Source organism: Agrobacterium rosae, from assembly GCF_002915175.1.
Classification (GTDB): domain Bacteria; phylum Pseudomonadota; class Alphaproteobacteria; order Rhizobiales; family Rhizobiaceae; genus Agrobacterium; species Agrobacterium rosae.
On the sequence record NZ_NXEJ01000001.1, the window covers coordinates 139,201 to 165,074 of the forward strand.

The window sequence follows — 25,874 nt, forward strand, 5'->3', positions numbered from 1 at the left end:
GTTTACAGCGCATGTTTCGGCAATGTATTAGTTGTCAATCCTAGTCAACTTTGTTAGCGGACTGCGCGTTAAGCTGCGGCGGCAAAGTGTGGGCGTGCAGGCACCAGCTGCAAAAGATAGGCGCATAGTTACGGAACTCCGGGAATATCAAGATGGCACCTGAAAAATTGACCTCTTCGAACCTGAACGCTTTACCGCGCAAACGGCACCGATCGACGGCTGCCATTTTGTCACTTGTCGCCTGCCTTTACGCTGGTGCGGGTATTGCGCAGACGCCATCTCCCGCGACAGAGACCGCCCCAGCAACGCAGACGACGACCCCGACAGAGGCTCAACAGCAATCGCCAGAGCCAGCTCCCGCACCAATAGCACCCGCACCTGCACCGGCAGCGCCCACGGTTCAGCAGCCCACGCCCGATGCTGCACCCCAGCCTCCGATCCAGCCCACTCTGGCAGAGCCGCCCGTTGTCCCAGCCGCCAGCGCTGAGCAACGTAGCGATATTCCGCACAACCTGTCACCTTGGGGCATGTTCATGGCGGCCGATTGGGTCGTGAAGGGTGTCATGATCGGGCTTGCCTTCGCATCTCTGGTCACGTGGACCGTTTGGGTCGCAAAATCCATCGAACTTGCGGGCGCTCGCATTCGTGCCGGCTCCACACTCAAGATCATTCACAAGGCAAAAACGCTGTCAGAAGCCACCCAGGCTGCAGACAAAAAAGGTGGCCCCGCCGCTCTTATGCTGCGAATGGCAACCCATGAGATGCAACTGTCGGACGCGGTGGTGGAGCACACCGATGGCGGCGGCATCAAGGAGCGTGTCTCTTCCGTTCTGGGTCGCATCGAAACCCATGCGGGCCGTCGCATGTCTCGCGGAACCGGTGCTCTGGCCACAATCGGCTCGACGTCGCCTTTCGTCGGCCTGTTCGGCACGGTCTGGGGTATCATGAACTCCTTCATCAGCATTTCGGAATCGCAGACGACCAACCTCGCCGTCGTCGCGCCCGGCATTGCCGAAGCCCTGCTGGCAACCGCTATCGGCCTGGTTGCGGCCATTCCAGCGGTGGTGATCTATAACGTCTTTGCCCGTTCCATCACCGGTTACCGTCATTTGCTGGCGGATGTCGCCGCTGGTGTTGAACGTCTCGTCAGCCGCGATCTCGATTTTCGCCGCATTCCGCCGGGCAGCGCTGCAAAGCCCGCGGTCTCACTCGTGGGGCGTTGATCAATGGCTGGTGGTATTCGCGAAAGCAGTGGAGATGAACTCTCCGAAAACCATGAAATCAACGTAACGCCGTTCATCGACGTGATGCTGGTACTTCTCATCATATTCATGGTTGCTGCACCCTTGGCGACAGTGGATGTGAACGTCGATCTGCCAGCATCTTCGGCAAAGCCTGCAGAACGCCCGGAAGAGCCACTTTATCTGACTGTGAAGGACGATCTTTCACTGAATCTGGGCAACGACGTAGTCTCGCGAGAAGCGCTGACGGCGCGGCTGGATGCACGAACCAGCGGCAAAAAGGATACGCGCATTTTCCTGCGCGCCGACAAAGCCGTCGATTACGGACACTTCATGGAAATCATGAACATGCTGCGTGATAGCGGTTATCTCAAGATCGCGCTTGTTGGTCTTGAGGGCGCTGCCGCAGCAAGCCAGGCCGGAGCGGGTCAGCCCGCCGGCTCCGCACCCGCCGGAGCGACGCCATGACCGACCCCTCTTTTCCCCGCACCGGACGCTCCCGGCTGGGAGAATTGGCGCTGTGGACGACAGCCGCGGTGCTGACCGTTGGTGTTCATGCCGGTGCTGCTTACTATCTCATGCAGGAACAGCCCGAGCCCGTTGCCGATGCCGGACCGCCGGCAGCAATCATGATCGAGCTTGCGGCTCTTCCTGAGGCCGTCAACACCGAAGAGACAGTTGAGGCCAATGATGTCGAGGATGTGCAGGAAGTAAAGAGCGTCGTGCCTGATAAGGTGGAGGACGTGCCGCCACCGGTAGAGCCGCCGCAGCCACAGCCAGAACCCGTCGTCGAGGAAACTCCGCCGGAGCCCGAACCCACACCGGAGCCGCCGCAGGAAATTACCGAGCCGCTTCCGGAACCATTGCCCGAACCTGTAGAGGAGATCGACCCTGTTCAGGAGCAGCAGATGGCTGCGCTGGAAAATGTCGAGGTGCCACTGCCGTCCTTCCGCCCGCCTTTGCCTCCGGTCGAAAAAAAGGTGGAAAAGAAAGACGAACCCGAAAAGAAGAAGGTCGAACGCAAAAAGACAGTCGCGCCTGCCGCATCAGCAGCAAAGGATACGGCTAAGGTCGAAACAACGCAGTCGGATCGCACAGCGGCTTCGAAAAACAGCTCCGGTTTGTTTTCATCGTCAGTGTCGCCTGCCAAGTGGAATGCCCGGGTTCGCTCTGCGGTGTCGCGCCGCGTATCGCGTGCAGGCTCCAAGGGTATGTCGGTCACGGTCGCTTTTAACGTGGATGATGGCGGCTCTATCGGCAGAGTGCGGGTTATCAGCTCAACGGGTGACGCCTCTATTGATGGAAAAGTGGTGAACTCCATTGAAAAAGCCTCTGTTGCGGAGCCACCGCCGGGTGCCCAAACGGCCTTCCAGGTGAAAATAGATATTCAGTGACGATGAGCTGATTTGTTGTCCTCGTGTCCTATGGGAGGTCATCGGACTTTTCGCTTTCGCAGAAATGCGATAGGCCTGTTTTCTCACCGGGAAAGCATTCAAGATCATGAAATTCAGCATTGAGCAGGCGGAAGATTTAATCTCTTCCATATTCGAGAAAAATGGTGTCGTGCAGGAGAGTGCTCGCTCCGTGGCGCGAGCGATCGTTGCGGCAGAAGCGGCAGGGCAGGGCGGTCATGGCGTTCGGCGTGTTCCCTCTTACATCAGCCAGTTGCGCGTCGGTAAAATCGATGGAAAAGCGCTTCCCGTTACGACACTGATGCGACCATCTGTTCTGTCTGTGGATGCGGGGTACGGATATGCTTACCCGGCTATTGATGTCGCCGTGGAACGGCTTCCCGCCATTGCGCGTGAGCAGGGCATCGCTTTGGGCGTGATTGGCCGATCGCACCACGCCGGTGTCATGGCGCTGACGGTGGAACGCTTCGCTGAACAGGGGCTCGTCGCTTTCATGGTTGCCAACGCGCCCGCGTCGATGGCTCCTTGGGGTGGCATCAAGCCACTTTATGGAACGAACCCCATCGCTTTCGCCGCGCCGGTGGATGGCGCAGATCCGCTGGTCATCGATCTGGCGCTCTCCAAGGTCGCACGCGGAAAGATCATGGCAGCGCGCCAGAAAGGTGAAGCTATTCCCGATGGCTGGGCGCTGGATGCCAGTGGACAACCGACGACGAACCCCGACGAAGCAATCAACGGCACAATGCTGCCAGCTGGAGATGCCAAGGGTGCAGCCCTTGCCCTGATGGTGGAAGTCATGGCGGCGGGCCTGACCGGTGGTAATTTCGGTTTCCAGGCATCGTCCCTGCTGGATGATACGGGCACGGCCCCATCTCTCGGCCATACACTCATCGTCATCGATCCAGCGATTGCCGGAGATCAGGTTCTTGCCAAGCGTCTTGCCTTGATGGCGGGCGAAATCGAGGGGCAAGAGCACGCGCGCCTCCCTGGACGTCGGAGTCAAGGCATTCGCAAACAGTCACTGGAAAATGGTATTACCATCGATGCCGATATATTGGCGCAGATCGAAGCTCTGTAATTAGCTGTAACGGCCAAGCTGCTCTTCCAGCAGCTTGGCAAAGGCTGCCCCGGCTATGTCAAGCGGGCCGCTATTGTCGATTGTCGTCACATCGAAATCGCCACAAACATCCAGAGAACTGCGTTGAAGTCGGCGCAGAATATCCTCCCGGCTTTCACGTCCTCGGCTCTCCAATCTTGCCGCCAGAACATCTGGTGTGGCGATGACGTTGATGACCTTTAGCGCCGGAAACGCTGCCTTGAAATGGGAAAGAGCCGAGCGCGAGCCATTGGCGATGACAATGTCGCCCAGCTTCAACTTGTCCTGAACCGAAGCTGGAATGCCATAACTCAGACCATGCGCATCCCACGATACGCAAAACTCTCCCTGGTCGAGACGGCGGGTGAACTCTTCCTGCGTCACGGCTTCATGGTCCTCACCACCCGCATCACGACTTCTGGTAATGACCCGACGTGCGAAATGAATATTACGCCGCTGGCCCAGCTTTGCTGCGGCAAACGCCATGAGGGTGTCTTTACCCGCACCACTTGGCCCGACGACGACGATCATCACGCCGGCGCGTTGCGGTAAACCCGAGGTCGAGAGCTCAGCGTCACTCATGCAACACGCCTGCCCTGACGCCAGACGGAGCGTACGATCGGAACGCCGTTGTCTCGACGGACACGCACGAGGTCCGCTCTCAGGCCAAGGGCGATGCGACCGCGATCATCAAGACCGACGGTGCGCGCCGGTGTGGCCGTAACCATGGCAAGCGCCTTGGGCAAGGTTATTCCGTCCACTTGGTCGGCCAGCAGGAATGGCGCGTGAAGCAAGCTGAACGGAACATAGTCCGACGACAGAACGTCGAGAACACCCAGTTGGGCGAGATCACGCGCGGCGATATTGCCGGAATGGGATTTGCCGCGAACGATGTTGGGTGCGCCCATCAAAACGCTCATGCCTGCATTGTGGGATGCCTGGGCCGCCTCCACGCTGGTGGGGAATTCCGCCAAGGTTACACCATGTCCGATAGCCTCTTCGACATGCGCGAGCGTCGCATCATCGTGGCTGGCAACCGTGATACCGTGTTCTGCGCACCGGGCAGACAGAAAATCGCGATGCTTGGCAGAATATTGGGAAGATGCCGCAACACGCCGATCGACAAAAGCCTGGAAAGCCTCATCACTCAAGCCACGCTTCTTCTGGTAAAAAACGATGTATTGATCCATCGTCTGAAACTGTCGCTGACCCGGAGAATGATCCATCAGCGAGATCAGCCTGACATTCGGATCATTTTCGAAACCCTCGAAATGCTCCAGCACATCCGAAGCAGCAACCTCGCACCGCAGGTGTAGAAGGTGATCGGCGCGCAGGCGGTTTTCGTTCTGCGCCTGCTCGATAGCATCCGCCATGCCGCGCATTTCGCCTTTGGCGAAGCCGCCATCCTCGTCTGAGCCGAGGCGAAGGCAATCAAACACCGTAGTGATGCCTGATGATGCAATCTGCGCATCGTGAGCCTGAATGGCAGCGACCTTGTCCCAAGTCACACCGGGGCGTGGTGAGTAATGCTGCTCCAGATGATCAGTGTGGAGTTCCACGAGGCCGGGGATCAGATAATCTCCCTCGCAATCCTCACCTATGCGAGATGCGCCTTCGCTGATATCCGCGATCAGGCGGTCTCGAACAAGAACGGAGCCTTCAAGGATATCGTTTTCAAGAACGATACGGGCGTTGGAAAAAACATGTTCGGTCATGCGTGTACTGCTTTCATATCGTGTCTCTGCCCGTGGCGGGGGCGGCGGCCGTCAGCGGCAACCATGTGTGGACGGTGAAGTCTTCGCCACGGTTTTTTTCAATAAACAGGCCAAGACCGGAAACGGCCAGAGGCCTCTGTGTAAACTCAGAAAACTCACGAGTGAGGACGGCGCTCATCTCCGCTCTCTCATCTTCAGGCACCGGCCCCGTCAGTGTCATGTGAAAACGAAAATCCTCCATCACATGCGGGTAACCCCACAGAGACAGGTTCTGCCTTTGGCTCTCCGTCAGGTTCTGCGGCCGTCTCCGGGCGATATCGCTGTCCGACAAGGGGGCTCGAAATGGCTCGAAATAATTGACGACGTCAGCCGCGAAATCCTGAAGCGGTTGGTGCAGCGCATCTGGTACCAGCGCGAAGAATGGGCCGAGCGAGCCAATGACGATCTTTGGAATATCAAAGGCACGGCGGCTCTCTGCGAAAGCGTGGAATGCCGCGAGGAGATCAGCTTCGCTTTGATTTGCTGAAAGCTCGAACGGAGCTTTCAGCGTTGCATGAAACCCGTAACGACGTGGCTCGGCTGTTATCTCTGCGTAGGTTTGATAGGCGTCGAAGTGAGTGTCGGAAAATGCGTTACGGCCTAACCATCGAGATGCCTTGTCCGTGAGAGCATCATTTTCGGATGGGGTGAAATAGATGGCGTAGCGCACGTCGTCGTACTTTCGAAAATCAAAGAGACCGCAGGGGTATTTGAGCTGAATCGCTCGTGGCCTTCAAGCCGCAACTGCGACTTATGCCTTTCCCATGACGGAATGATGATATGTCGCGGAAAAGCAGTCTAACGATGTCGATTTTTAAGAAGTGGGAGGTTAGCGATGGCGCGACCCTTCCGGCCCCGATGAAACTTCTTCAAGCATCGTGCGTTGTCTTCACGAGTTTCAAAAGATGCAAGGAGTACAATCTAATGGAAATCGGCATTTTGATCACGCTATTCTTCACTGTTTTCGCAGCATCGAGCGTATTTTGCGCCTACTGGTTTGGCGAGAAACAGAACTTCTGAGGTTAACATCGATTATGTCTCAGAAACCAATTTCGAAGTAAAAAAGCGTCGCAAAAATCTGCGACGCTTTTTTTATGTGTACGCGCATCAATGCGCAGCGGACATGTCGCCTAGAACTTCTTTCGAAATAACGGTTGAATCCGCGTTCAGTTTGTAGACCATCGGCACGCCAGTCGCGAGGTTCAATTTGAGAATCTCTTCCTTGCTGAGCTTGTCCAGAACCATTACCAGCGAACGCAGCGAGTTGCCGTGGGCCGCGACAAGCACCTTTTCGCCCCGCAGCACACGCGGCAGAATTTCCGTTAGATAGTAGGGCCAAACGCGCGCACCGGTATCGCGCAGGCTCTCGCCACCTGGCGGTGGGATGTCATAGGAACGACGCCAAATATGCACCTGTTCTTCGCCCCACTTCTCGCGGGCATCATCTTTGTTGAGGCCAGATAGTTCGCCGTAATCACGCTCATTCAGAGCTTCATTTCGAATGGTTTCAAGGTCAGGCTGGCCGACATTGTCCAAAACCATCTGGCAGGTTCGTTGCGCGCGGATCAACGATGATGTGTAGGCCACGTCGAACTTGATACCGTAATCCGCAAGCGCCTTGCCACCGGCATTGGCTTCTTCAACACCAAGGTCTGTCAGGTCAGGGTCGCGCCAGCCCGTGAAGAGGTTCTTGAGGTTCCAGTCACTTTGACCGTGACGAACGAGGACGAGGGTTCCGCTCATTTCGATAGCTCTCCAGAGTTGGTTATTTGTCTTTCGCCAGACCCAGAACGTCCAGCATGGAATAAAGGCCGGGCTTTTGAGCATGTGCCCAGACTGCCGCGGCAATTGCGCCGCGACCGAAAATCGTGCGGTCGCCAGCATGGTGGGACAGTGTAACCTGCTCACCTTCCGCCGCAAAAATCACGGAATGGTCACCGACCACGGATCCGCCACGCAGTGTCGCAAAGCCGATGGTACCTGCCTCGCGGGGGCCGGTATGACCGTCGCGAACGCGCACGGATTTTTCAGTCAGATCGATGCCACGACCCTGTGCCGCCGCTTCGCCCAAAAGCAGGGCGGTGCCTGAGGGCGCATCCACCTTGTGCTTGTGATGCATCTCGAGGATCTCAATATCCCAGCCATTCGCATCGAGCGCCTTTGCGGCCTGCTGCGTCAGAACGCTGAGCAAATTGACGCCAAGGCTCATATTGCCTGATCTGACGATACGGGCATGGCGGGCGGCAGCCTCGAATTTTGTCTCATCGTCAACCGTGCAGCCTGTGGTGCCAATGACATGAACGATCCGTGCCTGTGCGGCAAGACCTGCGAAAACAACGCTTCCTGCAGGGGATGTGAAATCGATGACGCCCTCAGCATGAACAAAGGCATCCATCGCATCGCCGGTTACCGCAATGCCGAGAGGTCCAAGGCCAGAAATTTCGCCAGCGTCACGGCCGATAAACGGTGAGCCTTCACGTTCCACCGCAGCATGAAGCTGTACGCCTGGCGTTTGATGGATAAGGCGAATCAATGTCTGCCCCATACGCCCGGCGGCACCCACCACCACCAGCTTCATACCATCAACGCTCATGCCACCCTACCTATCCTTTGTGGATTAAAGACCGCGAACGCCAGTCGCCTGAAGATTGTTGAGACGAGCGTAAAGACCATCTTCCTGACGCGCAAGCGTCTCGTGTACACCCTCTTCCACAACCAGACCGTCATTCATGACGATGATTTTGTCCGCCTTGACCACGGTCGACAGGCGGTGCGCAATGACAATAACCGTGCGCCCGTTCATGGCGGTATCAAGGGCCTTCTGAACAACGGCTTCCGATTCCGTGTCGAGCGCGGAGGTGGCTTCGTCAAGCAGCAGAATGGGTGCGTTGCGCACCAGTGCGCGCGCAATCGACAGGCGCTGGCGTTGGCCGCCGGAGAGCGTCATGCCGTTTTCACCAACCGGTGTCTCGTACCCCTGCGGCTGCGCGATAATGAAGTCATGCGCGAACGCCAGTCTCGCGGCTTCTTCAATTTCCTCATCGGTCGCTTCAGGACGACCGTAGCGAATATTGTCGCGGATCGTGCCTTCAAAAAGGTAGGGCTGCTGCGAGACATAAGCGAGGTTCTGGCGCACAGACATCGTCGTTACATCAGCGATGTTTTGACCATCTATCAATATCGCGCCGCCATTTGGATCGTAAAAACGCGGAATGAGATTGATGATCGTCGACTTGCCGGCACCAGACGGACCAACAAGCGCGGTGGTTTTTCCACCTTCGGCAATAAAGCTGACGCCCTTTAGAATTTGACCGCCGTCCTTGTAAGAAAACACGACGTCACGCAACTCAACGGTCGCGTTTGCTATCGTCAGCGGCTGCGCGTCTGCTTTCTGGCGCTGTACCGGTTCCATGTCGAGGATGTCGTAGATCATCTGGGCGTTGACGACTGCGCGCTCCAGCGAAATCTGCACGCGCGCAAGCCGGCGTGCAGGGTCATAGGCTAGGAGGAGAGCCGTGACGAAAGCAAAGAATGCACCTGGTGGCACATTGTCATAGATGGCCCGGTAGGCAGCGTAGGCAAGAACGCCAGATACGGCGAGGCCTGCGATGGTTTCCGTCAATGGCGCACTTTTTTCGGTCAGTCGGGCAATACGATTTGCACGCCACTCGGCGGAATCAATGACCCTGTCGACGCGGTTTTCCAGCTGCCTTTCCATGGTGAAGGCTTTGACGATGGCTATGCCTTGCAGCGTCTCTTGCATTGCGCCGAGCACGCGACTGTTGAGGATGACGGCGTCGCGCGTGGCAGTACGCAGACGCTTGGAGATATAGCGCAGACCCAAGACCAAAGGCGGCACGATAAAGACGATGACGATCGAAAGAACGGGATCTTTTATGATCATCACGGCAACCAGCGCGATGAATGTCAGGAGATCGCGGGCAACCGTTGTGACAGTCAGGTTCATGACATCACGAATACCGCCAATATTCTGGCTGACCTGTGCAGCAAGGTGAGCGGAACGGGACTCGCTGAGATATCCCACCGACAACGTCATGAGATGGGAGAACAATCGCTTCTGATATCGCGCGACAATATTATTGCCGATTTTAGACAGCGCCACCGACTGCCCGTAAGTTGCCAGACCACGGATAAAAAATGCTGCGAAGATAGACGCGCAAATGATCCACACGAGATCTGCCCGCCTGTTGACGAAGGCCTCGTTGATGATGGAGTCCATGATCCAGGCCGTAAAGGCCGTCGTACCGGCAACGGTCAGCAGGCAGAAAATTGCAAAAGCATAGCCCGAAATATGATCGCGGGCGTTTTCTGCAAAAATACGCTTCAGGACTGACGTAATTGTATCGGTATCCACAGCATGCCGTTTTTTGGCGGTCTTCACGTTTCATCCACCTTGTGCGGTTTGGAGCAGGCAGGCTGCCCATTCAACCGGCGTCTATATCCACTTGGTCCTGTTTTGGCCAGTCCCGACTTGGTGCCTACCCTTGCCAGCGCCTGCCATCCAGCGTCAGGCCGAAGTCGCCGGGTGTTCGGGCGTAGGTGGAAAGGCCAGCAAGCGCGGCCTGTGGATGCGTCACGACATGGGTTGGAATGCTGCGCATCAGCGCGCTGTGTGGTGCCTTGTCTTCGAAGGCCGCGCGAAATTCCGGCAATTTTAGTGCCGGGATGATTTTCTGCGAGATGCCGCCGGCAAGATAAACCCCGCCACGCGCCATGAAAATCAATGCCAGATCGCCCGCGAGCCGACCGAGATAGCTGCTGAACAAGGAAAGCGTCTCTTTTGCCTGCGGGTTTTCTCCGCTCAAACCCGTGGCCGTGACGTCTGCAGGGTCAGAAAAGACGGGCGTTATGCCATCGGCTGCACAAATGGCGCGGTAAAGATTGACCAGCCCGCGTCCGCATAAAATCTGCTCGCCTGCGATACGGCCTTCAATGGTGTCGAGATGTGGAAACACCTGATAGTCGCGTGCACTGCGCGGACCGATATCGATATGACCACCTTCGCCGGGTACCGGAAACCACATATTGCGGGCGTAAACGAGACCAGCGACACCAAGCCCGGTGCCGGGTCCAAGCACGACGCGTGACGCCATCATATCAGGATGGGCAGGGCCGATGGTTTCTCTGCTGTCGCCACCGAGAGACGCTATGGCGAGAGCCTGCGCTTCGAAATCATTGATAACGATAACGTCTTTAAGACCGAGGTTGACGAGCATCTCTCTGGGTTTGACAACCCAATGGCAATTGGTCAGCGGTATCTCATCGGTCTCGATCGGACCGGCGACGGCAAGGATCGCTGAGACGGGCAGCAATGCGGTATGCTTCAGCACCGCATTTTGAATCGCGTCATCAATAGACGTGTAATCGGCGGTCTTGACGCTCGTCAGTTGGGTGGGCTGGGCGTTCGCATCCGGCAAAATGGAGAAGCGCGCATTGGTGCCGCCGATGTCTCCGATGAGAATCGGAAAGGAAAGTGTGTCGTTCTGCATCGCTGCTCCTGGATCGCCGGGATATCTCAACGTGTTGACTGAAAATCGGTAAGCTGTTCGGCCGTGGCGCGGTTCAAGGCCATGGGAATGTCGTAGACGGTCGCAAGGCGCGTCAGGGCCTTGACATCAACGTCGTGCGGTAGGGAAGAGAGTGGGTCGATGAAAAAGATCAGCATATACACGTCGCCCGTCGCAATCATCGCGCCGATCTGCTGATCGCCACCAAGCGGTCCACTTTTCAGGCGCACGACATTCAATTCTGGACAGGCATCCTGCACGCGGCCACCTGTGGTGCCGGTGGCAACGATTCTGAACTGAGACAGTGCAACTTGATGCCGACGGGCGAAATCCGCCATGTCGTCTTTTTTCTGGTCATGCGCGATCAAAGCGATACAGCGTTGCCCGGTCATATGGTCTCTGCGCCCCAGCCTTGTTCAGATCGCATTGTCTAAATCGATTTGAAGCCTTCTAGCGCAACTTTGCACCATTTGGAAAGCCGGATACGCTCAATTCGATGACGGGCGTGAGGATGGCCGCGGCACATCCGCAGGCGGCATAGGTCCACCCGAACCAGAAGCCTGCGGGACAATCTGTTGGGCCTGAGACGGGGCGTACGAGTTTTGAGCGGCATTGCTTGCCCTGCCAGCCGCAGGCGCGGCAGCGATTGCAGCGCAGGCTTTCGGCAGATCGGACACCATCATCGGACGCGGTGGCTTTGGCGGCTTGGCATTGGGGTCTTTCTTCGGCGTGGCCCAAGGTTCTTTCGTGAACCACCAAGCCAGCGACTTGTCACAGCCATCCCCTGCGCCGACAGGGGCCTGTGGCTTGCAGTTGGGTGCACCGGGCGGGCATTCCAGACGCACATGGAAATGCTCGTCATGCCCGTAGATCGGCCTGATCTTACCCATGAAGGTGCGGTCACCGGTCCATGTCTGGCATAGCTTCTGCTTGATGGCCGGGTTGACGAAGATGCGCTCTACCTGCGGATAGCTCGCCGCCATCATCACCAGCTTGGCATTGAGCGGAGACCATTTGCGGTCATCGACCGTCAGGAATTTGCTTTTGTCGAGCATGGAGATGAAGGGCGTGCTCTCGCGTTGCTCGGCACTCATGACTTGATTTGGCATTTGTCGCCACCAGATGTCGGCGTCGAGACCTATCTGGTGCGATGCATGGCCGGTCAGCATCGGCCCGCCACGCGGCTGCGAAATATCGCCGATCAAAAGGCCTGGCCAGCCGATCTTTTGTGCGTCTTGCGCAAAGCGTTCAATGAAGGAAATCATCTGCGGCTGGCCCCAGCGGCGGTTACGCGAAAGCCGCATAGCCTGGAAACCCTGGCCTTCGGTGGGAAGTGCCACGGCACCAGACTGGCACCCCTTTGCATAGGAACCATAAGATGCGGAAGGACCCGTAGATGGCAGGGAGATGTTGCCAAAGACCTGCTTGGCAGGGGCGTCTTGCGCAAAGGCTGGAACGCCATCCATGACCAGCATTGAGATCATCGAGAGTGCCAGGAGTGATGCCTTGCCCACGCCGCTTGCCAGTTTTTCCATGTCGTCCGCCGCCTGCGATGCTTGAAATGATTCTGTAGGAAATATTACGCTGGAACGCGAATTTGGTGAAAGCATGTTTGCCGATTTCTACGGCATAAACTGCTTGTGAGCCAAATCCCCTATATTTTGCCAATGTTTGTCTTATGGTGCACGGCAATGAAAACGAAAAGGACTGTCGCTTAATGGCATTGGCAACGTTGAAATCCGGTTTGTTCGCTCTGGCTGCCGTATCCTTAATTTGCGTCCCTGTGCCGGGAAATGCGCAGGAGGGTACCAACTGGCGCAGTGGTATTTCAACTGTCGGTGAGTTGAAGCATCCCAACGGTTTCGAACGTTTTGACTACGTTAATCCAGAGGCACCAAAGGGCGGGACGCTGCGTCTGTCGACAGCGGGTACGTTCGATACGGTCAACCCCTTGCTGGCAAAGGGTGAACTCGCGACCGGCCTCGGCCTTGTCTTCGATACGCTTATGAAATCATCCGAGGAGGAACTCTCATCGTCCTACGGACTGCTGGCCGAATCGGTCAGTTTTCCCGATGATTTATCGAAGGTGACTTACCGGCTTCGAAAAGAAGCAAAGTGGGCTGATGGGCAACCGGTCACGGCTGAAGACGTGGTGTTCAGTTTTGAGAAGTCGAAAGAGCTGAGCCCGCAACTGGCTACCTATTACACCAACGTCACCAAGGCCGAAGTGACGGGTGAACGCGAAATCACCTTCACCTTCGATGAGACGAACAACAAGGAACTGCCACAGATCGTTGGACAGTTGCTGATCGTGCCGAAGCATTGGTGGGAGGCAACAGGGGCTGACGGTAAACCACGCGATATATCCCGAGGCACGCTGGAGCCCGTCATGGGTTCCGGGCCCTATAAGATAGCGTCTATCGCGCCAGGCTCCAGTATCACATATGAACTGCGTGACGATTATTGGGGCAAGGACCTCAACGTCAATGTCGGCCAGAATAATTTCAAGACAATTGCCTATACCGTGTTTGCAGATCAGGACGTGGAATTTCAGGCGTTCAAGTCTGCAAATGTCGATTACCGTCAGGAGCAATCATCCAGTCGCTGGATGACGGGTTACGACATTCCTGCCGTAAAAAATGGGCAGATCAAGCGCGAGCAGCTGCCGAATGCGTTCCGCTCGGTTGGCGTCATGCAGGCCCTAGTGCCAAACGGTCGGCGTGAAAAATTACAAAATCCGAAACTGCGTCAGGCGCTGAACTATGCTTATGATTTCGAAGACCTGAACAGAACTCTGGCCTACGGGCAGCTCAAACGCGTCAACAGCTTCTTTTGGGGCAGCGAGCTGGCATCCTCCGGTCTCCCTACGGGCAAAGAGCTGGAGATACTAAATGAGCTGAAAGACAAGGTGCCTGCTGAAGTCTTCACGACAGAGTTTCACAATCCCGTTGGCGGCGATCCGGCAAAGCAACGTGATAATCTTCGTGAAGCGGTCAAGCTCATGAAGGAAGCGGGATATGAACTTCGCGGTAATCGTATGGTGGACGCCAAAACCGGAAAACAGCTGGATATCGAGTTTCTGATCGATTCTCCCGGTCTTGAGCGGACAATTCTCCCCTACATTCAGAACCTCAAAAAAATCGGCATCAATGCGACCATTCGCAGTGTCGATGCTTCGCAATATACCAATCGCGTCCGCAGCTTTGACTTTGACGTCATCATGAAGGTTTGGGCGACGGCACCAAACCCCGGAAACGAGCAGGCCGACTTCTGGGGATCGGCTGCGGCCGATAGGCAGGGCTCGAACAATGTCGCTGGCATCAAGAACCCAGCAGTCGACGCACTTGTTCGCAAGGTCATTTTTGCAGCAAATCGCGAAGATCAGGTCGCTGCTGCCCGCGCGCTGGATCGCGTGTTGTTGGCGAATGCTTACGTCATCCCGCAATTTTATCGCGGCGAAACGTCAATTGCTTACTGGAACACAATCGTTCGACCACAGACGCTTCCTGAATACGGCATAGGTTTTCCGACCGCCTGGTGGTCTGCGAATGCCGGAAAATAACGCAGGCCTTGCTTTATAAGCCAAGCCTTGATTCACATGAGCGATAACGAATCACGCCGCCTGCGGTATTCTCCGCAGGCCCGAAAGGAAACGGTTTGACGAAGCCGATGACAGCCGAGCCTCTTGCCATGCTGGGACGCGCCTAATGGGTGCTTATATTCTGCGGCGTCTTGCCCTGATGATACCGACCATCATCGGCATCATGGGCATTTCCTTTCTCGTCATCCAGTTTGCGCCCGGCGGCCCGGTCGAGCAGGTCGTTGCCCAGCTGTCCGGCTCCGGCGACAGCGCGTCTGACCGTCTATCCGGCGGTGGCGACCTCATGGGTGGCGGGGTGGATGAAAGCGGTTCGAAATATCGTGGCGCGCAGGGGCTGGACCCGGAACTGATTGCCAAACTTGAAAAGCAGTTCGGTTTCGACAAGCCGCCTTTGACCCGCTTTCTGGAGATGATGTGGAATTACATCCGCTTCGATTTCGGCGACAGCTTCTTCCGCAATTCCTCCGTCATCGACCTCATCATCGATAAGCTGCCGGTGTCGATCTCGCTCGGTTTCTGGATATTGATCATCTCCTACGCTATCTCGATCCCGCTCGGCATCAAGAAGGCTGTTTCGGATGGATCGAGATTCGATGTCTGGACATCGGGTATCGTCATCGTCGGTTATGCGGTGCCGAGCTTTCTGTTCGGCATTCTGTTGATCGTGGTGTTTGCTGGTGGTTCGTTCTTCGACTGGTTCCCGTTGCGGGGGCTGACGTCTGACAATTTTGCGCAACTGACGTGGTGGCAGAAGATCATCGACTATTTCTGGCACTTGGCGCTGCCGCTAACTGCGCTCGTTCTCTCAGCCTTTGCCACGACGACACTGCTGACCAAGAATTCCTTCATTGATGAAATCAAGAAGCAATATGTGGTCACGGCCCGTGCCAAGGGCTTGTCGGAACGCAAGGTGCTCTACGGCCACGTCTTCCGCAACGCCATGCTAATCGTCATTGCCGGTTTCCCCGGTGCTTTCATCTCGGCTTTCTTCACCGGTTCGCTTTTGATCGAAAACATCTTCTCGCTGGATGGCTTGGGGAGGCTCGGTTACCTCTCGGTCGTCAACCGTGATTACCCGATCGTGTTCGGAACGCTGTTCATCTTCTCGCTGATGGGCCTCGTCGTCAGCCTTATCTCCGACATGATCTACACCTGGATCGATCCGCGCATCGACTTCGAGCGGAGGGATGTGTGATGACCGTGACAACGTCTGCAATTACCGACGCGCCACCACAAAAGCGACCGTTCTTCTCGCCCACAAGCGTGCGGCGCTGGCAGAATTTCAAGGCAAACCGGCGCGGCTACTGGTCCTTCTGGCTGTTCCTCCTGATCTTCGGCCTCAGCCTGTTTGCTGAGTTTCTGGCCAACGACAAACCGATCATCGCCTTCTACAAGGGCGAGATTTTGGTGCCTGTGATGGTGGATTATCCGGAAGAGAAATTCGGCGGTTTCCTGGCGCAGACGGATTATAAATCCTCCTTCATTCAGGATGAAATCAACGCCAATGGCTGGATGGTCTGGCCACCGATCCGCTATTCCTACCAGACGGTGAACTCAAATATTCCGCATTCCGCACCCACGGCACCCTTCTGGCTGATGGATGCGCAGGAACGTTGCTCCGGTTATCCGCAAGGCGCGGCCGATCCCGGCTGTACGCTCGGCAATCTCAATTGGCTGGGCACCGACAATCAGGCGCGCGATGTCGCTGCCCGTGTGATTTACGGCTTCCGCATATCGGTGCTGTTCGGACTTGCTCTTACAATCGCTTCGGCCATTGTCGGTGTCAGCGCCGGTGCGGTGCAGGGCTATTTCGGAGGATGGACTGACCTTTTGATGCAGCGTTTCATCGAGATCTGGTCGTCGATGCCGGTGCTCTACATCCTGCTGATCATCGCGGCCATCCTGCCGCCCGGCTTTTTCGTGCTGCTGGGCATCATGCTGCTGTTTTCCTGGGTCGGCTTCGTCGGCATCGTGCGCGCCGAGTTTCTGCGGGCCAGAAACTTCGAATATGTCAACGCCGCCCGCGCGCTTGGCGTCGGCAACGGCACCATCATGTTTAGGCACCTGCTGCCCAATGCCATGGTCGCGACGCTGACTTTCCTGCCCTTCATCCTGTCCGGCTCGATCACGACGCTCACCTCTCTCGACTTCCTCGGCTTCGGCATGCCGCCCGGCTCTCCCTCGCTGGGCGAACTGATCGCGCAGGGCAAGAACAACCTTCAGGCTCCATGGCTGGGGCTGACGGCCTTCTTCACCATGTCGATCATGCTGTCGCTGCTGATTTTTGTCGGTGAAGCGGTGCGAGACGCCTTCGATCCGAGAAAGACGTTCCGATGAGTGCCGTAAAGGATACGATGACCGCTCCGCTTCTATCCGTCCGCGACCTCTCCGTAGCCTTCCATCAGGGTGGCAAGGAGAGTGTGGCTGTCGATCATGTGTCGTTCGACATCATGCCCGGCGAGATCGTCGCGCTGGTGGGTGAGTCGGGCTCAGGAAAATCAGTAACGGCGAATTCCATTTTGAAGCTCTTGCCCTATCCGGCGGCCAGCCATCCCTCGGGGCAGATCCTGTTCGAGGGCAAGGACTTGCTCAACGCCTCGATGCGCGAACTTCGCGCGGTTCGTGGCAACGATATCACCATGATCTTTCAGGAGCCGATGACCTCGCTCAATCCGCTGCACAGCATCGAGCGGCAGATTGGCGAAATCCTCGAGCTTCATCAGGCCATCACCGGTATGGAGGCGCGCAAGCGGACGCTGGAACTGTTGTTGCAGGTCGGCATTCGCGAGCCGGAAAAGAGATTGAAGGCCTATCCCCACGAATTGTCCGGCGGCCAGCGCCAGCGTGTGATGATTGCCATGGCGCTCGCCAACCGGCCGAAACTGCTGATCGCCGACGAACCGACGACGGCGCTGGATGTGACGGTACAGGCGCAAATCCTGGAACTGTTGGGCGATTTGAAGAACCAGCATGACATGTCCATGCTGTTCATCACCCACGATCTCGGCATCGTGCGCAAATTTGCCGACCGCGTGTGCGTGATGACCAAGGGCAAAATCGTGGAGACAGGCACGGTCGAGCAGGTCTTTACCGATCCACAGCACGCCTATACCCGCCACCTTCTGGCCGCAGAACCCAAGGGCGAACCGCCGCTATCCGATAGCAGCAAGCCTGTCGTGATGCAGGGAGACGATATCAAGGTCTGGTTCCCGATCAAGGCCGGGCTGATGCGCAAGGTTGTGGATCACGTCAAGGCGGTGGATGGCATCGATATCACGCTGCGCGCCGGTCAGACTGTGGGCGTGGTGGGCGAATCCGGCTCGGGCAAGACGACGCTGGGACTGGCGCTGTCGCGGCTGATTTCCTCCAAGGGGCGTATCAGCTTCATCGGCCAATCCATCGATGGTTATTCCTATGCGATGATGAAGCCGCTCAGAAACCGGCTTCAGGTGGTGTTTCAGGACCCCTATGGTTCGCTCAGCCCCCGTATGTCGGTGGGTGAAATCATCGCCGAAGGTCTGCGGGTGCATGAAAAGTCGCTGTCTGCGGATGAGCGCGACCGGCGTGTGGCGCAGGCGCTGGATGAGGTGGGCCTCGATACCGCCACTCGTTGGCGCTTCCCGCACGAATTTTCCGGTGGTCAGAGGCAGCGTATCGCCATTGCCCGCGCCATGGTGCTCAAACCGCGCTTCGTCATGCTGGACGAGCCGACATCGGCGCTGGATATGAGCGTCCAGGCGCAAGTCGTGGACCTGCTGCGGGATTTGCAGGCCCGGCACGATCTGGCCTACCTCTTTATCAGCCATGACTTGAAGGTCGTCAAAGCACTGGCCAACGACATGATCGTCATGCGTCATGGCAAAGTGGTGGAGAGCGGACCGGCGAAATCGATTTTCGAAGCGCCGAAAGAGGACTACACGCGGGCGCTGATGGCGGCGGCTTTCAATATCGAGGCGGTCAAGACGGCAGCGATCAGCGAGTAGGCGTTTTCAAGAACGCGCTGGCCTTCTTGGGCCAGCCCACGTACGATACAACGAGAACGTGGAAAACAATGAGGCGTGATGTCATCATGACGGCGCGATATATACTTTATCAGCTTGTGGATGCTTTCCGTTAGCGACTCTGCCGCGAACCGAAGATGAAACAACCTGCTGGTGAATGATGGTCGATATTGATTACGCAAAAAGATTTTTTGAAGAAAACCCCGATATTGAAATTCTCGAAGCCTTTGTCATCGATGTGAACGGCGTGCCGCGCGGCAAATGGATACCGCGTGAACGCGCCATCGATGTGCTGGAAAAAGGCATGGCCGTTCCCCGCTCGGTCTACGCGCTTGATATCTGGGGCCGCGACGTGAATGCAGCCGGCCTTGCTGAAGGCACCGGCGATCCTGATGGTCTGTGCTTTGCCGTGCCCGAAACGCTGTCGCGCGTGACATGGCTGGGGCGCCCCACGGCGCAGGTTTTGCTAGCCATGAAAGACCCTGATGGCAACGGCTTTTACGGCGATCCACGCAATGTACTGGCGCAGGTGCTGGCAGGCTTTACCCGTCGCGGGTTAACGCCGGTCGTTGCCACGGAACTCGAATTTTATCTGATCGACCCTGTCCGCTCCGCCCTCGATCCCGTTCGCCCGCCGCGTAGTCGCGAGGGTCGCTGGCATACGGGCCAGACGCAGGTTCTCTCCATTTCGGAATTGCAGGATTTCGAGGGAGTCTTCCACGATATCTCGACGGCTTGCCGCGCGCAGAATGTCGGGGCTGATACGACCCTGCGTGAAAACGGGCCGGGCCAGTATGAAATCAACCTCAACCATGTGCCGGATGCCCTTCGGGCGGCAGACGATGCGGTGTTCCTGAAGCGCATCGTCAAGGGTGTGGCGCGCAAGCATGAGCTTGATGCCACCTTCATGGCCAAGCCTTACGGCATGCAGGCGGGCAATGGCATGCATGTGCATTTTTCCATGCTGGACAGGGATGGCAACAATATCTACGCGGGCGAAAACGGGCCGTCCGAAGCGCTGATGCATTCCGTTGGCGGCCTTCTGGAGAATATGGGAGAGAGCATGGCGGTGTTTGCGCCGCATGCCAATTCCTACCGTCGCCTGCGCCCCAGCGAACACGCGCCGACCTATGCGTCCTGGGGTATCGATAACAGATCTGCTGCCGTGCGCGTCATCGTGGCGAGCAAGCCTGCGACCCGCATCGAACACCGAGTCGCCGGTGCCGACACCAACCCCTATCTGGTGCTGGCCATGATCCTGAGTGCGGCCCTTGCCGGCATGAAGGAAAAGCGCCAGCCGGGTGGTGCGATCTCCGGCGACAGTCATGCCGTCAACCACGAGCCGCTGCCGACGAACTGGGATTATGCGCTTCAGCGTTTTACCCGCTCCAGCTTTGCCTATGCAACCTTCGGCCAGAAATATCGTACGCTATACTCAGCCTGCAAACAGCAGGAATTGTCCGAATTTTCGCTACGCGTGACCGACGTCGAATACGACGCCTATATCAGGACGGTGTAATATGGCTCAAGTGACTGACACTCCAAATCCTGGCCACACCACGTCGTGGTACGCGGCGTCTGCCAACACCAAGACCGTTCGCACCGCGCTTCAGGGCGATCAGGATGCGGATGTCTGCATCATTGGCGCAGGCTTTACCGGCCTGTCGGCTGCTCTGGAACTGGCACAAAAGGGGTTCTCGGTTATTGTGCTAGAGGGCGAGCGGGTCGGCTTCGGCGCGTCCGGGCGCAACGGCGGCCAGATCGTCAACGGCTATAGCCGTGACCTTCACACGATTGCCCGGCGTTACGGCGCGCAGAAGGCCGCGCAGCTGGGCGCAATGTCGCTCGAAGGCGGGCAGATCATCCGTGAACGCGTGGCGAAATACGAGATCGATTGTGATCTTGTCGATGGCGGCTTCTTTGCAGCGTTCACGCCCAAACAGATCACCGAAATGGCTGCCAACAAGGGCAATTGGGAAAAGCACGGCCATACCGGGCTCGAAATGGTCTCCAAGGCCGAGGTCGGGAAATACGTGAAGTCAGATCGCTATGCCGGCGGCATGATCGACCGTTTCGGCGGGCATATTCATCCGCTGAATTACGTTCTGGGCGAAGCGGCAGCGATAGAGCGACTTGGTGGGCGTATCTTCGAAAACTCGCGCGTTATCGCGGTTGAGCAGGGCACAAACCCGGTGGTGCGCACCGCGCAAGGTAAGGTCGCGGCCAAATATGTGCTGGTCTGCGGCAACGCCTATCTCGGCGGTTTGCTGCCAGAAATCGGTGAGCGGATGATGCCGGTGTCGAGCCAGGTGATGGCGACTGAACCGCTGGATGCCGCGCTGATCGAAGAGTTGTTGCCTGCCAATTATTGCGTCGAGGATGCTAATTACATCCTCGATTATTACCGCCGCACCTCTGATAACCGCCTGCTTTATGGTGGCGGTATCGGTTATGGCGGCAGTGATCCGGCAGACCTCACCAGCGTCATCCGCCCCAATATGCTGAAGACGTTCCCGCAATTGCAGAACACCAAGATCGATTTTGCCTGGAGCGGCAATTTCGCGCTGACGCTGACCCGTATTCCGCATATCGGACGCCTTTCGCCAAACGTCTATTTCTCCCACGGCGATAGCGGCCACGGGGTGACGACGACGCAACTGCTGGGCAAGATATTGGGCGAAGCGGTTGCGGGCCATGCGGAACGCTTCGATGTCTGGTCGTCGCTGCCAAACTACCCGTTCCCTGGCGGCAAGACATTCCGTGTGCCGCTGACCATGCTTGGCGCATGGTGGTATGGCCTTCGCGACAAGCTCGGAGTTTAGCGGCTAAAGGGCGGCAGCCAGTCCCTTTAGAGCATTCTCGGTGATCTCTTCAGGCGTGGCGTCGATGCTAACTGTAACGACGCCTGGCTCACCGGTCGGAACTTCCAGCGTCGCCAGCTGTGTCTGAAGCAGCGAGAGTGGCATGAAATGGCCCGTGCGCGCACCCATGCGCTCGGTCAAAAGCGCTTCGCTTCCTTCCAGATAGACGAAGGCCAATGGCCCGCCGCAGGCGTCTCGGAGGCGATCCCGGTAGGTCTTCTTGAGCGCAGAGCAGGATACAACGATGCCATCTGCCTCGTAGCCCTTGTGCAACTCCGCGCCCACGAGATCGAGCCATGGCCAGCGATCGTCGTCGTTAAGCGGCTGCCCCGCAGCCATCTTGTCGACACTGGATTGCGGATGAAGCTTGTCGCCTTCCATGAACGGAACGCCCAATTGCTCGGCCAGTTCTTCTCCGACCGTTGACTTGCCGCAACCGCTGACGCCCATCACGATGATTGCTTGTTTCACGAGTACCTCTGCATCCTAAGATCAATCCTATCCGCCTACCGTATTAGGAAGCGGAGTGGAAACTTTTTACACATATCCGAATTGGCGGGAATACAAACTCAGTAGCCCGCCCGCCGAGCCGCCTTCACCTCCAGTATCGATAGCCCGCTATGGATCAACACGGCAAGTGCTCCGACAATCAGACCACCTTGAAGAATGAAGGCGAGGTTGTTTGATTGCAGGCCGGCAATGATCACCTCACCCAGCGTTCTGGCTGCCACGGTTGATCCGATGGTGGCCGTTGACAGGCTGATGACGGCAGACAACCTGATCCCGGCCAGAATAGCCGGAAGCGCCAGCGGCAGTTCAACCCGCCATAAGCGCTGAAATCCGGTCATGCCCACACCCCGTGCCGCTTCGACCACGGGTTGGGGTAGTGTCGTCAGGCCCGTCAGCGTGTTTTCGAAGATGGGTAGCAGTGCATAGAGAAAAAGCGCAATCAGCGTCGGCTTTTGGCCGAAGCCCATAATCGGGACGGCCAGTGCCAGCACTGCGACCGGCGGAAAGGTCTGGCCAATATTGACGATACTGCGCGACAGCGGCAGGAATTCCTTGCCGAATGGTCTGGTCACCAGAATGGCGAGCGTTACGGCGATGACGATGGCGGCACCGGTCGCAATCGCGACCGTTCCAATGTGAGACAGCGTCAAAGACAAAAGATTCGCCTGAATATAGATGGCGGGGGCACCCGACTGAACCAAAGGCCTGAATAGTGGCTCAAAGACCTCCGGCCTCATGAGAAACACGATGAGCACGATGCTGAGCGCCGTCAGCAGAAAAGGTCCGGAGCGGATGGTCATAACCGGCCCGTCGCGTTTTGCAGCAGGGTTTCACGGCGAATGCGCCCCGCTTTCTGCCCGTCGGGCCCGGTCACGGGTAAAGCATCACATCCTGCCCATAGCATCGCAGACAGTGCATCGCGTTGACTTGTGGTCGCGGGCAAGGGTTCACCGTCCGCTTCACCCGGCTCGGTGATATCCCAAACCGTAGCGACAGACAGCAGCCGGAGGGGTCTTTCACGCTCGCCAATCATGGTGCGGACGAAATCTGTTGCCGGCTTCAGCACAAGATCTGCGGGCGGCCCGTACTGAACGATCTTGCCCCTGTCCATGACGGCAATTCTGTCAGCCAGATGAAAAGCCTCGTCCATATCATGCGTGACTAGGACGATCGTCACGCCGAGCTTTTTCTGGATGGTGAGCAGATCGTCCTGCGCCTTGGCACGGATAATGGGATCGAGCGCGCCAAAGGGTTCATCCATCAAAAGAATGTTGGGTTCTGCTGCCAGCGCCCGCGCAACGCCTACGCGCTGTTGCTGCCCGCCCGAGAGTTCGCTCGGAAACCGCTTGCCATAAAGCGAAGGATCGAGCTGAAAGAGTTGAAGGAGCTCCGACACTTTGGCATCTATCCTGTCCCGCTCCCAACCCAGCAATTCCGGGACTGTGGCGATGTTTTGCGCGACAGTGCGGTGAGGAAAAAGACCGTGCCCCTGAATGGCGTAACCGATGCTACGGCGAAGCTTGTGGCCGGGCATGTCCAGAATATTGTGTCCGTCAATGAGGATAGCGCCGGAGGATGGCTCGACCAGACGGTTGATCATGCGCAGCAGCGTGGTCTTCCCCGAACCGGATGTTCCCACGATGACGGTGATGCTACGCGCCTCGATCGTCAGCGAAACATCATCCACCACGGTAACGCCATCATAGTTTTTGCTGAGATTTTGCACCTCAATCATGGGCGTCGTCCCCGTTTGAAAAGATCGCCCTCGATAAGAGCATCGAGCAGGATGGCTGCTGTGAAGCCGAGAATGACTGTCGGAATGGTACCAAGCAGCACGAGGTCCATCGCCGTTTGCCCGATACCCTGAAAGACAAAGACACCAAAACCACCTCCGCCGATCAGAGCGGCGATGGTGGCGAGTCCGATATTTTGTACGAGGACGATGCGAATGCCGGTCAGGATAATCGGTAGCGCCAACGGAAACTCGATTTTGAGGAGCCGTTGCCAGCTTTGCATGCCCAACCCCCGAGCAGCATCTGTCACGGAATTCGGCACACCTTCCAGCCCCACGACGGTGTTGGAAACGACTGGCAGAAGCGAATAGAGAAACAGCGCAACAAAAGCCGGTGCCATGCCGATGCCGCGGATACCCATATCGGACGCCCCTGGAACATTGGCGGCGATCCACCCCAGAGGCCCAATCAGCAATCCGAAAAGCGCAATCGAAGGAATAGTCTGAACGATGTTGAGTGTGTTCAGTAAGCCTGCACGCAGTTTTTCGACCTTGTGACAGAGAACGCCCAGAGGAATTCCAATTGCAGACGCGGCAACCAGCGAACCGATCGCCAGTTGCAGATGCCGCCACGCTTCCGTCCAGAATATATCAGCGCGAGCGGCATATTCCTTCATGACGGACAGGCCATTCCACTGACCGGACAGAATGATGCCTGTCGATATTGCAAGGGCCGCGAGGAGAAGCAGAACGCGCACATAGGGCTTGGGATCAAGCCTCGCGATCGTGTCCGTCACCATCAGGGCCAAGCCGGCAAACATCAGCCAGAAGCCGCTTGCCGGTGAAACCCGCGCATAAGTGTTGTCTGGGGGTGTCAGGTGAGATGCGGCGAGGCCGATCAGGACCATCAGCGTACAGAGTGCGAGCAGCGATGCGGCAAGCTTCAGTTTTATGCCGACACGGAAGAAGGCAGCAATGGCTGCGATGAGAATGATTGCAATGAGTGTGTAAGAGGCGCTTGCCGGAAGCGCGTCCACTATACCACGCGCGTCGCCCTGCACGATGCGGTTTGCGCGGAACGTCACGAAGGGCAGCGCGGAAACCGCGTAAATCAGAATGCAGGCGATGACCACCCCGACCTTATCAGGCAGGATGGTCAAACGCATTGGCTGATTGAGTGCGCGCTGCAAGTCGGCGCTCTTATTTCAAGAGGCCGCTTTTCGTCAGAAAGTCCGTGGCAACGGTTTTTGCCTGTTCGCCACCCACCTGTACCCGCGCGTTCAGCTCTTGAAGCGTCGCAAGATCGAGCTTCTCGAAGACTGGCTTCAATATCTGTTCGATATCAGGATGCTGCTTCAATACGTCTTCACGGATGATTGGTGCAGGCTGGTAGACCGGCTGCACGTTCTTGTCGTCTTCCAGCACGACGAGGCCAGAAGGGGCAATGCCGCCATCGGTGCCATAGACCATGGCTGCGTTGGCGTTGTTCGTCTGGTTGGCTGCGGCTGCAATGGTTGCCGCCGTATCACCGCCGGAAAGCGTGATCAGCTGCTCCGGTTTCAGCGTAAAGCCGTAGGTCTTTTGAAAGGCGGGAAGGGCTGCCGCGGAATTCACGAATTCCGATGATGCGGCGAGCACGATCTGTCCGCCGCCAGCGATGTATTCGCCGAGTTCGGTGAGCGTCTTTAGATTGTTCTTGTCGGCCACATCCTTGCGAACCGCGATGCCCCAGGTGTTATTGGCGGGCGAAGGCGTCAACCAGATGATTTTGTTGGCGTCATAGTCGAGTGTCTTGGCTTCTTCATAGGCTTTGGCCGCGTCTTTCCATAAAGGGTCATTGGCTTTTTCGAAGAAGTAAGCGGCGTTACCCGTATATTCCGGGTAGATGTCGATTTCGCCAGCTGTGATCGCCTTACGCACAACAGGTGTTGCGCCCAGCTGAATTCGGTCGGTGGTCTCGATATTGTTTTTGTTCAAGACAACAAGGATGATGTTGCCTAGAACACTGCCTTCTGTGTCGATCTTGGACGAAACGACGACCTGTGCCTGCGCGATTGAGGCATAAAGGGCGAGTGCCAGTCCAGCACCGGCCAATTTGATAAAACGCTTCATCAACGATCTCCATTCAGCGAGAGGGT

At 57.1% G+C, this 25,874-nt stretch carries 24 protein-coding genes; 10 read left to right on the forward strand and 14 right to left on the reverse strand.

The window, feature by feature from the left end:
• Positions 1-152 precede the first annotated feature (152 nt).
• From exbB to CPJ18_RS00730, 4 genes are all read left to right on the forward strand, one after another.
• Positions 153-1,223: a tonB-system energizer ExbB gene (gene exbB / locus CPJ18_RS00715; RefSeq protein WP_103656618.1), complete on the forward strand. Its 1,071-nt coding sequence runs from the start codon at positions 153-155 to the stop codon at positions 1,221-1,223.
• Positions 1,224-1,226: 3 nt separating this feature from the next.
• Positions 1,227-1,709, forward strand: a complete 483-nt coding sequence (exbD, locus tag CPJ18_RS00720) for a TonB system transport protein ExbD (protein WP_103656619.1) — start codon at positions 1,227-1,229, stop codon at positions 1,707-1,709.
• Positions 1,706-2,635: an energy transducer TonB family protein gene (locus CPJ18_RS00725; protein WP_103656620.1), complete on the forward strand. Its 930-nt coding sequence runs from the start codon at positions 1,706-1,708 to the stop codon at positions 2,633-2,635. The genes exbD and CPJ18_RS00725 overlap by 4 nt, the downstream gene beginning before the upstream one ends.
• A 106-nt stretch (positions 2,636-2,741) precedes the next feature.
• A complete protein-coding gene (locus CPJ18_RS00730; RefSeq protein WP_103656621.1) occupies positions 2,742-3,731 on the forward strand; it encodes an Ldh family oxidoreductase in 990 nt (329 codons plus the stop codon).
• Here the strand turns inward: CPJ18_RS00730 and phnN are convergent, their stop codons facing one another.
• From phnN to mepA, 9 genes are all read right to left on the reverse strand, one after another.
• On the reverse strand, positions 3,732-4,331 hold the full coding sequence (gene phnN / locus CPJ18_RS00735; RefSeq protein WP_245445266.1) for a phosphonate metabolism protein/1,5-bisphosphokinase (PRPP-forming) PhnN: 600 nt from the start codon (positions 4,329-4,331) through the stop codon (positions 3,732-3,734).
• Positions 4,328-5,464, reverse strand: a complete 1,137-nt coding sequence (locus tag CPJ18_RS00740) for an alpha-D-ribose 1-methylphosphonate 5-triphosphate diphosphatase (RefSeq protein ID WP_103656623.1) — start codon at positions 5,462-5,464, stop codon at positions 4,328-4,330. The genes phnN and CPJ18_RS00740 overlap by 4 nt, the downstream gene beginning before the upstream one ends.
• Before the next feature lie 13 nt (positions 5,465-5,477).
• On the reverse strand, positions 5,478-6,173 hold the full coding sequence (locus CPJ18_RS00745) for a DUF1045 domain-containing protein (RefSeq protein WP_103656624.1): 696 nt from the start codon (positions 6,171-6,173) through the stop codon (positions 5,478-5,480).
• A 437-nt stretch (positions 6,174-6,610) separates the two neighbouring features.
• Positions 6,611-7,246, reverse strand: coding sequence for a 2,3-bisphosphoglycerate-dependent phosphoglycerate mutase (locus CPJ18_RS00755; protein WP_103656626.1), 636 nt, complete (start codon positions 7,244-7,246; stop codon positions 6,611-6,613).
• A 22-nt stretch (positions 7,247-7,268) separates the two neighbouring features.
• The gene (dapB, locus tag CPJ18_RS00760; protein WP_103656627.1) at positions 7,269-8,096 is read right to left on the reverse strand and encodes a 4-hydroxy-tetrahydrodipicolinate reductase; all 828 of its coding nucleotides are present in this window, start codon (positions 8,094-8,096) and stop codon (positions 7,269-7,271) included.
• A gap of 24 nt (positions 8,097-8,120) precedes the next feature.
• On the reverse strand, positions 8,121-9,905 hold the full coding sequence (locus CPJ18_RS00765; RefSeq protein ID WP_103656628.1) for an ABC transporter ATP-binding protein: 1,785 nt from the start codon (positions 9,903-9,905) through the stop codon (positions 8,121-8,123).
• A 97-nt stretch (positions 9,906-10,002) separates the two neighbouring features.
• Entirely contained in the window at positions 10,003-11,013 is a 1,011-nt protein-coding gene (locus tag CPJ18_RS00770) for a glucokinase (protein ID WP_103656909.1), read from the reverse strand.
• Between the two features lie 26 nt (positions 11,014-11,039).
• On the reverse strand, positions 11,040-11,423 hold the full coding sequence (locus tag CPJ18_RS00775; RefSeq protein ID WP_103656629.1) for a methylglyoxal synthase: 384 nt from the start codon (positions 11,421-11,423) through the stop codon (positions 11,040-11,042).
• A gap of 96 nt (positions 11,424-11,519) precedes the next feature.
• Positions 11,520-12,566: a penicillin-insensitive murein endopeptidase gene (mepA, locus tag CPJ18_RS00780; RefSeq protein WP_103656630.1), complete on the reverse strand. Its 1,047-nt coding sequence runs from the start codon at positions 12,564-12,566 to the stop codon at positions 11,520-11,522.
• 182 nt (positions 12,567-12,748) lie between these two features.
• On the opposite strand from mepA, the gene CPJ18_RS00785 reads away from it, so the two are divergent.
• From CPJ18_RS00785 to CPJ18_RS00810, 6 genes are all read left to right on the forward strand, one after another.
• Positions 12,749-14,593, forward strand: a complete 1,845-nt coding sequence (locus tag CPJ18_RS00785) for an extracellular solute-binding protein (RefSeq protein WP_103656910.1) — start codon at positions 12,749-12,751, stop codon at positions 14,591-14,593.
• 145 nt (positions 14,594-14,738) lie between these two features.
• Complete coding sequence (locus tag CPJ18_RS00790; protein WP_077119695.1) at positions 14,739-15,827, forward strand: microcin C ABC transporter permease YejB; 1,089 nt, start codon at positions 14,739-14,741, stop codon at positions 15,825-15,827.
• Positions 15,827-16,969: an ABC transporter permease gene (locus CPJ18_RS00795; RefSeq protein WP_103656631.1), complete on the forward strand. Its 1,143-nt coding sequence runs from the start codon at positions 15,827-15,829 to the stop codon at positions 16,967-16,969. The genes CPJ18_RS00790 and CPJ18_RS00795 overlap by 1 nt, the downstream gene beginning before the upstream one ends.
• Positions 16,966-18,615 carry an ABC transporter ATP-binding protein gene (locus tag CPJ18_RS00800; RefSeq protein WP_103656632.1) on the forward strand — a complete coding sequence of 550 codons (1,650 nt, stop codon included), beginning with the start codon at positions 16,966-16,968 and terminating at the stop codon, positions 18,613-18,615. Before CPJ18_RS00795 ends, CPJ18_RS00800 begins: the two co-directional genes overlap by 4 nt.
• Positions 18,616-18,790: 175 nt before the next feature.
• Complete coding sequence (locus CPJ18_RS00805; protein ID WP_077102165.1) at positions 18,791-20,152, forward strand: glutamine synthetase family protein; 1,362 nt, start codon at positions 18,791-18,793, stop codon at positions 20,150-20,152.
• 1 nt (position 20,153) lies between these two features.
• The gene (locus CPJ18_RS00810; protein WP_103656633.1) at positions 20,154-21,455 is read left to right on the forward strand and encodes an NAD(P)/FAD-dependent oxidoreductase; all 1,302 of its coding nucleotides are present in this window, start codon (positions 20,154-20,156) and stop codon (positions 21,453-21,455) included.
• Positions 21,456-21,458: 3 nt separating this feature from the next.
• On the opposite strand, the gene CPJ18_RS00815 is transcribed toward CPJ18_RS00810, so the two are convergent.
• From CPJ18_RS00815 to osmF, 5 genes are all read right to left on the reverse strand, one after another.
• Positions 21,459-21,944 (reverse strand): gluconokinase, encoded by a 486-nt coding sequence (locus CPJ18_RS00815; protein ID WP_153366870.1) that lies wholly within the window; start codon positions 21,942-21,944, stop codon positions 21,459-21,461.
• A 119-nt stretch (positions 21,945-22,063) separates the two neighbouring features.
• Positions 22,064-22,804 carry an ABC transporter permease gene (locus CPJ18_RS00820; RefSeq protein WP_103656634.1) on the reverse strand — a complete coding sequence of 247 codons (741 nt, stop codon included), beginning with the start codon at positions 22,802-22,804 and terminating at the stop codon, positions 22,064-22,066.
• Positions 22,801-23,739: an ABC transporter ATP-binding protein gene (locus tag CPJ18_RS00825; RefSeq protein WP_103656635.1), complete on the reverse strand. Its 939-nt coding sequence runs from the start codon at positions 23,737-23,739 to the stop codon at positions 22,801-22,803. The genes CPJ18_RS00820 and CPJ18_RS00825 overlap by 4 nt, the downstream gene beginning before the upstream one ends.
• Positions 23,736-24,896, reverse strand: coding sequence for an ABC transporter permease (locus tag CPJ18_RS00830; RefSeq protein WP_167397816.1), 1,161 nt, complete (start codon positions 24,894-24,896; stop codon positions 23,736-23,738). Before CPJ18_RS00830 ends, CPJ18_RS00825 begins: the two co-directional genes overlap by 4 nt.
• Before the next feature lie 40 nt (positions 24,897-24,936).
• Positions 24,937-25,848 (reverse strand): glycine betaine ABC transporter substrate-binding protein OsmF, encoded by a 912-nt coding sequence (gene osmF, locus CPJ18_RS00835; protein WP_103656637.1) that lies wholly within the window; start codon positions 25,846-25,848, stop codon positions 24,937-24,939.
• Positions 25,849-25,874: the final 26 nt, after the last annotated feature.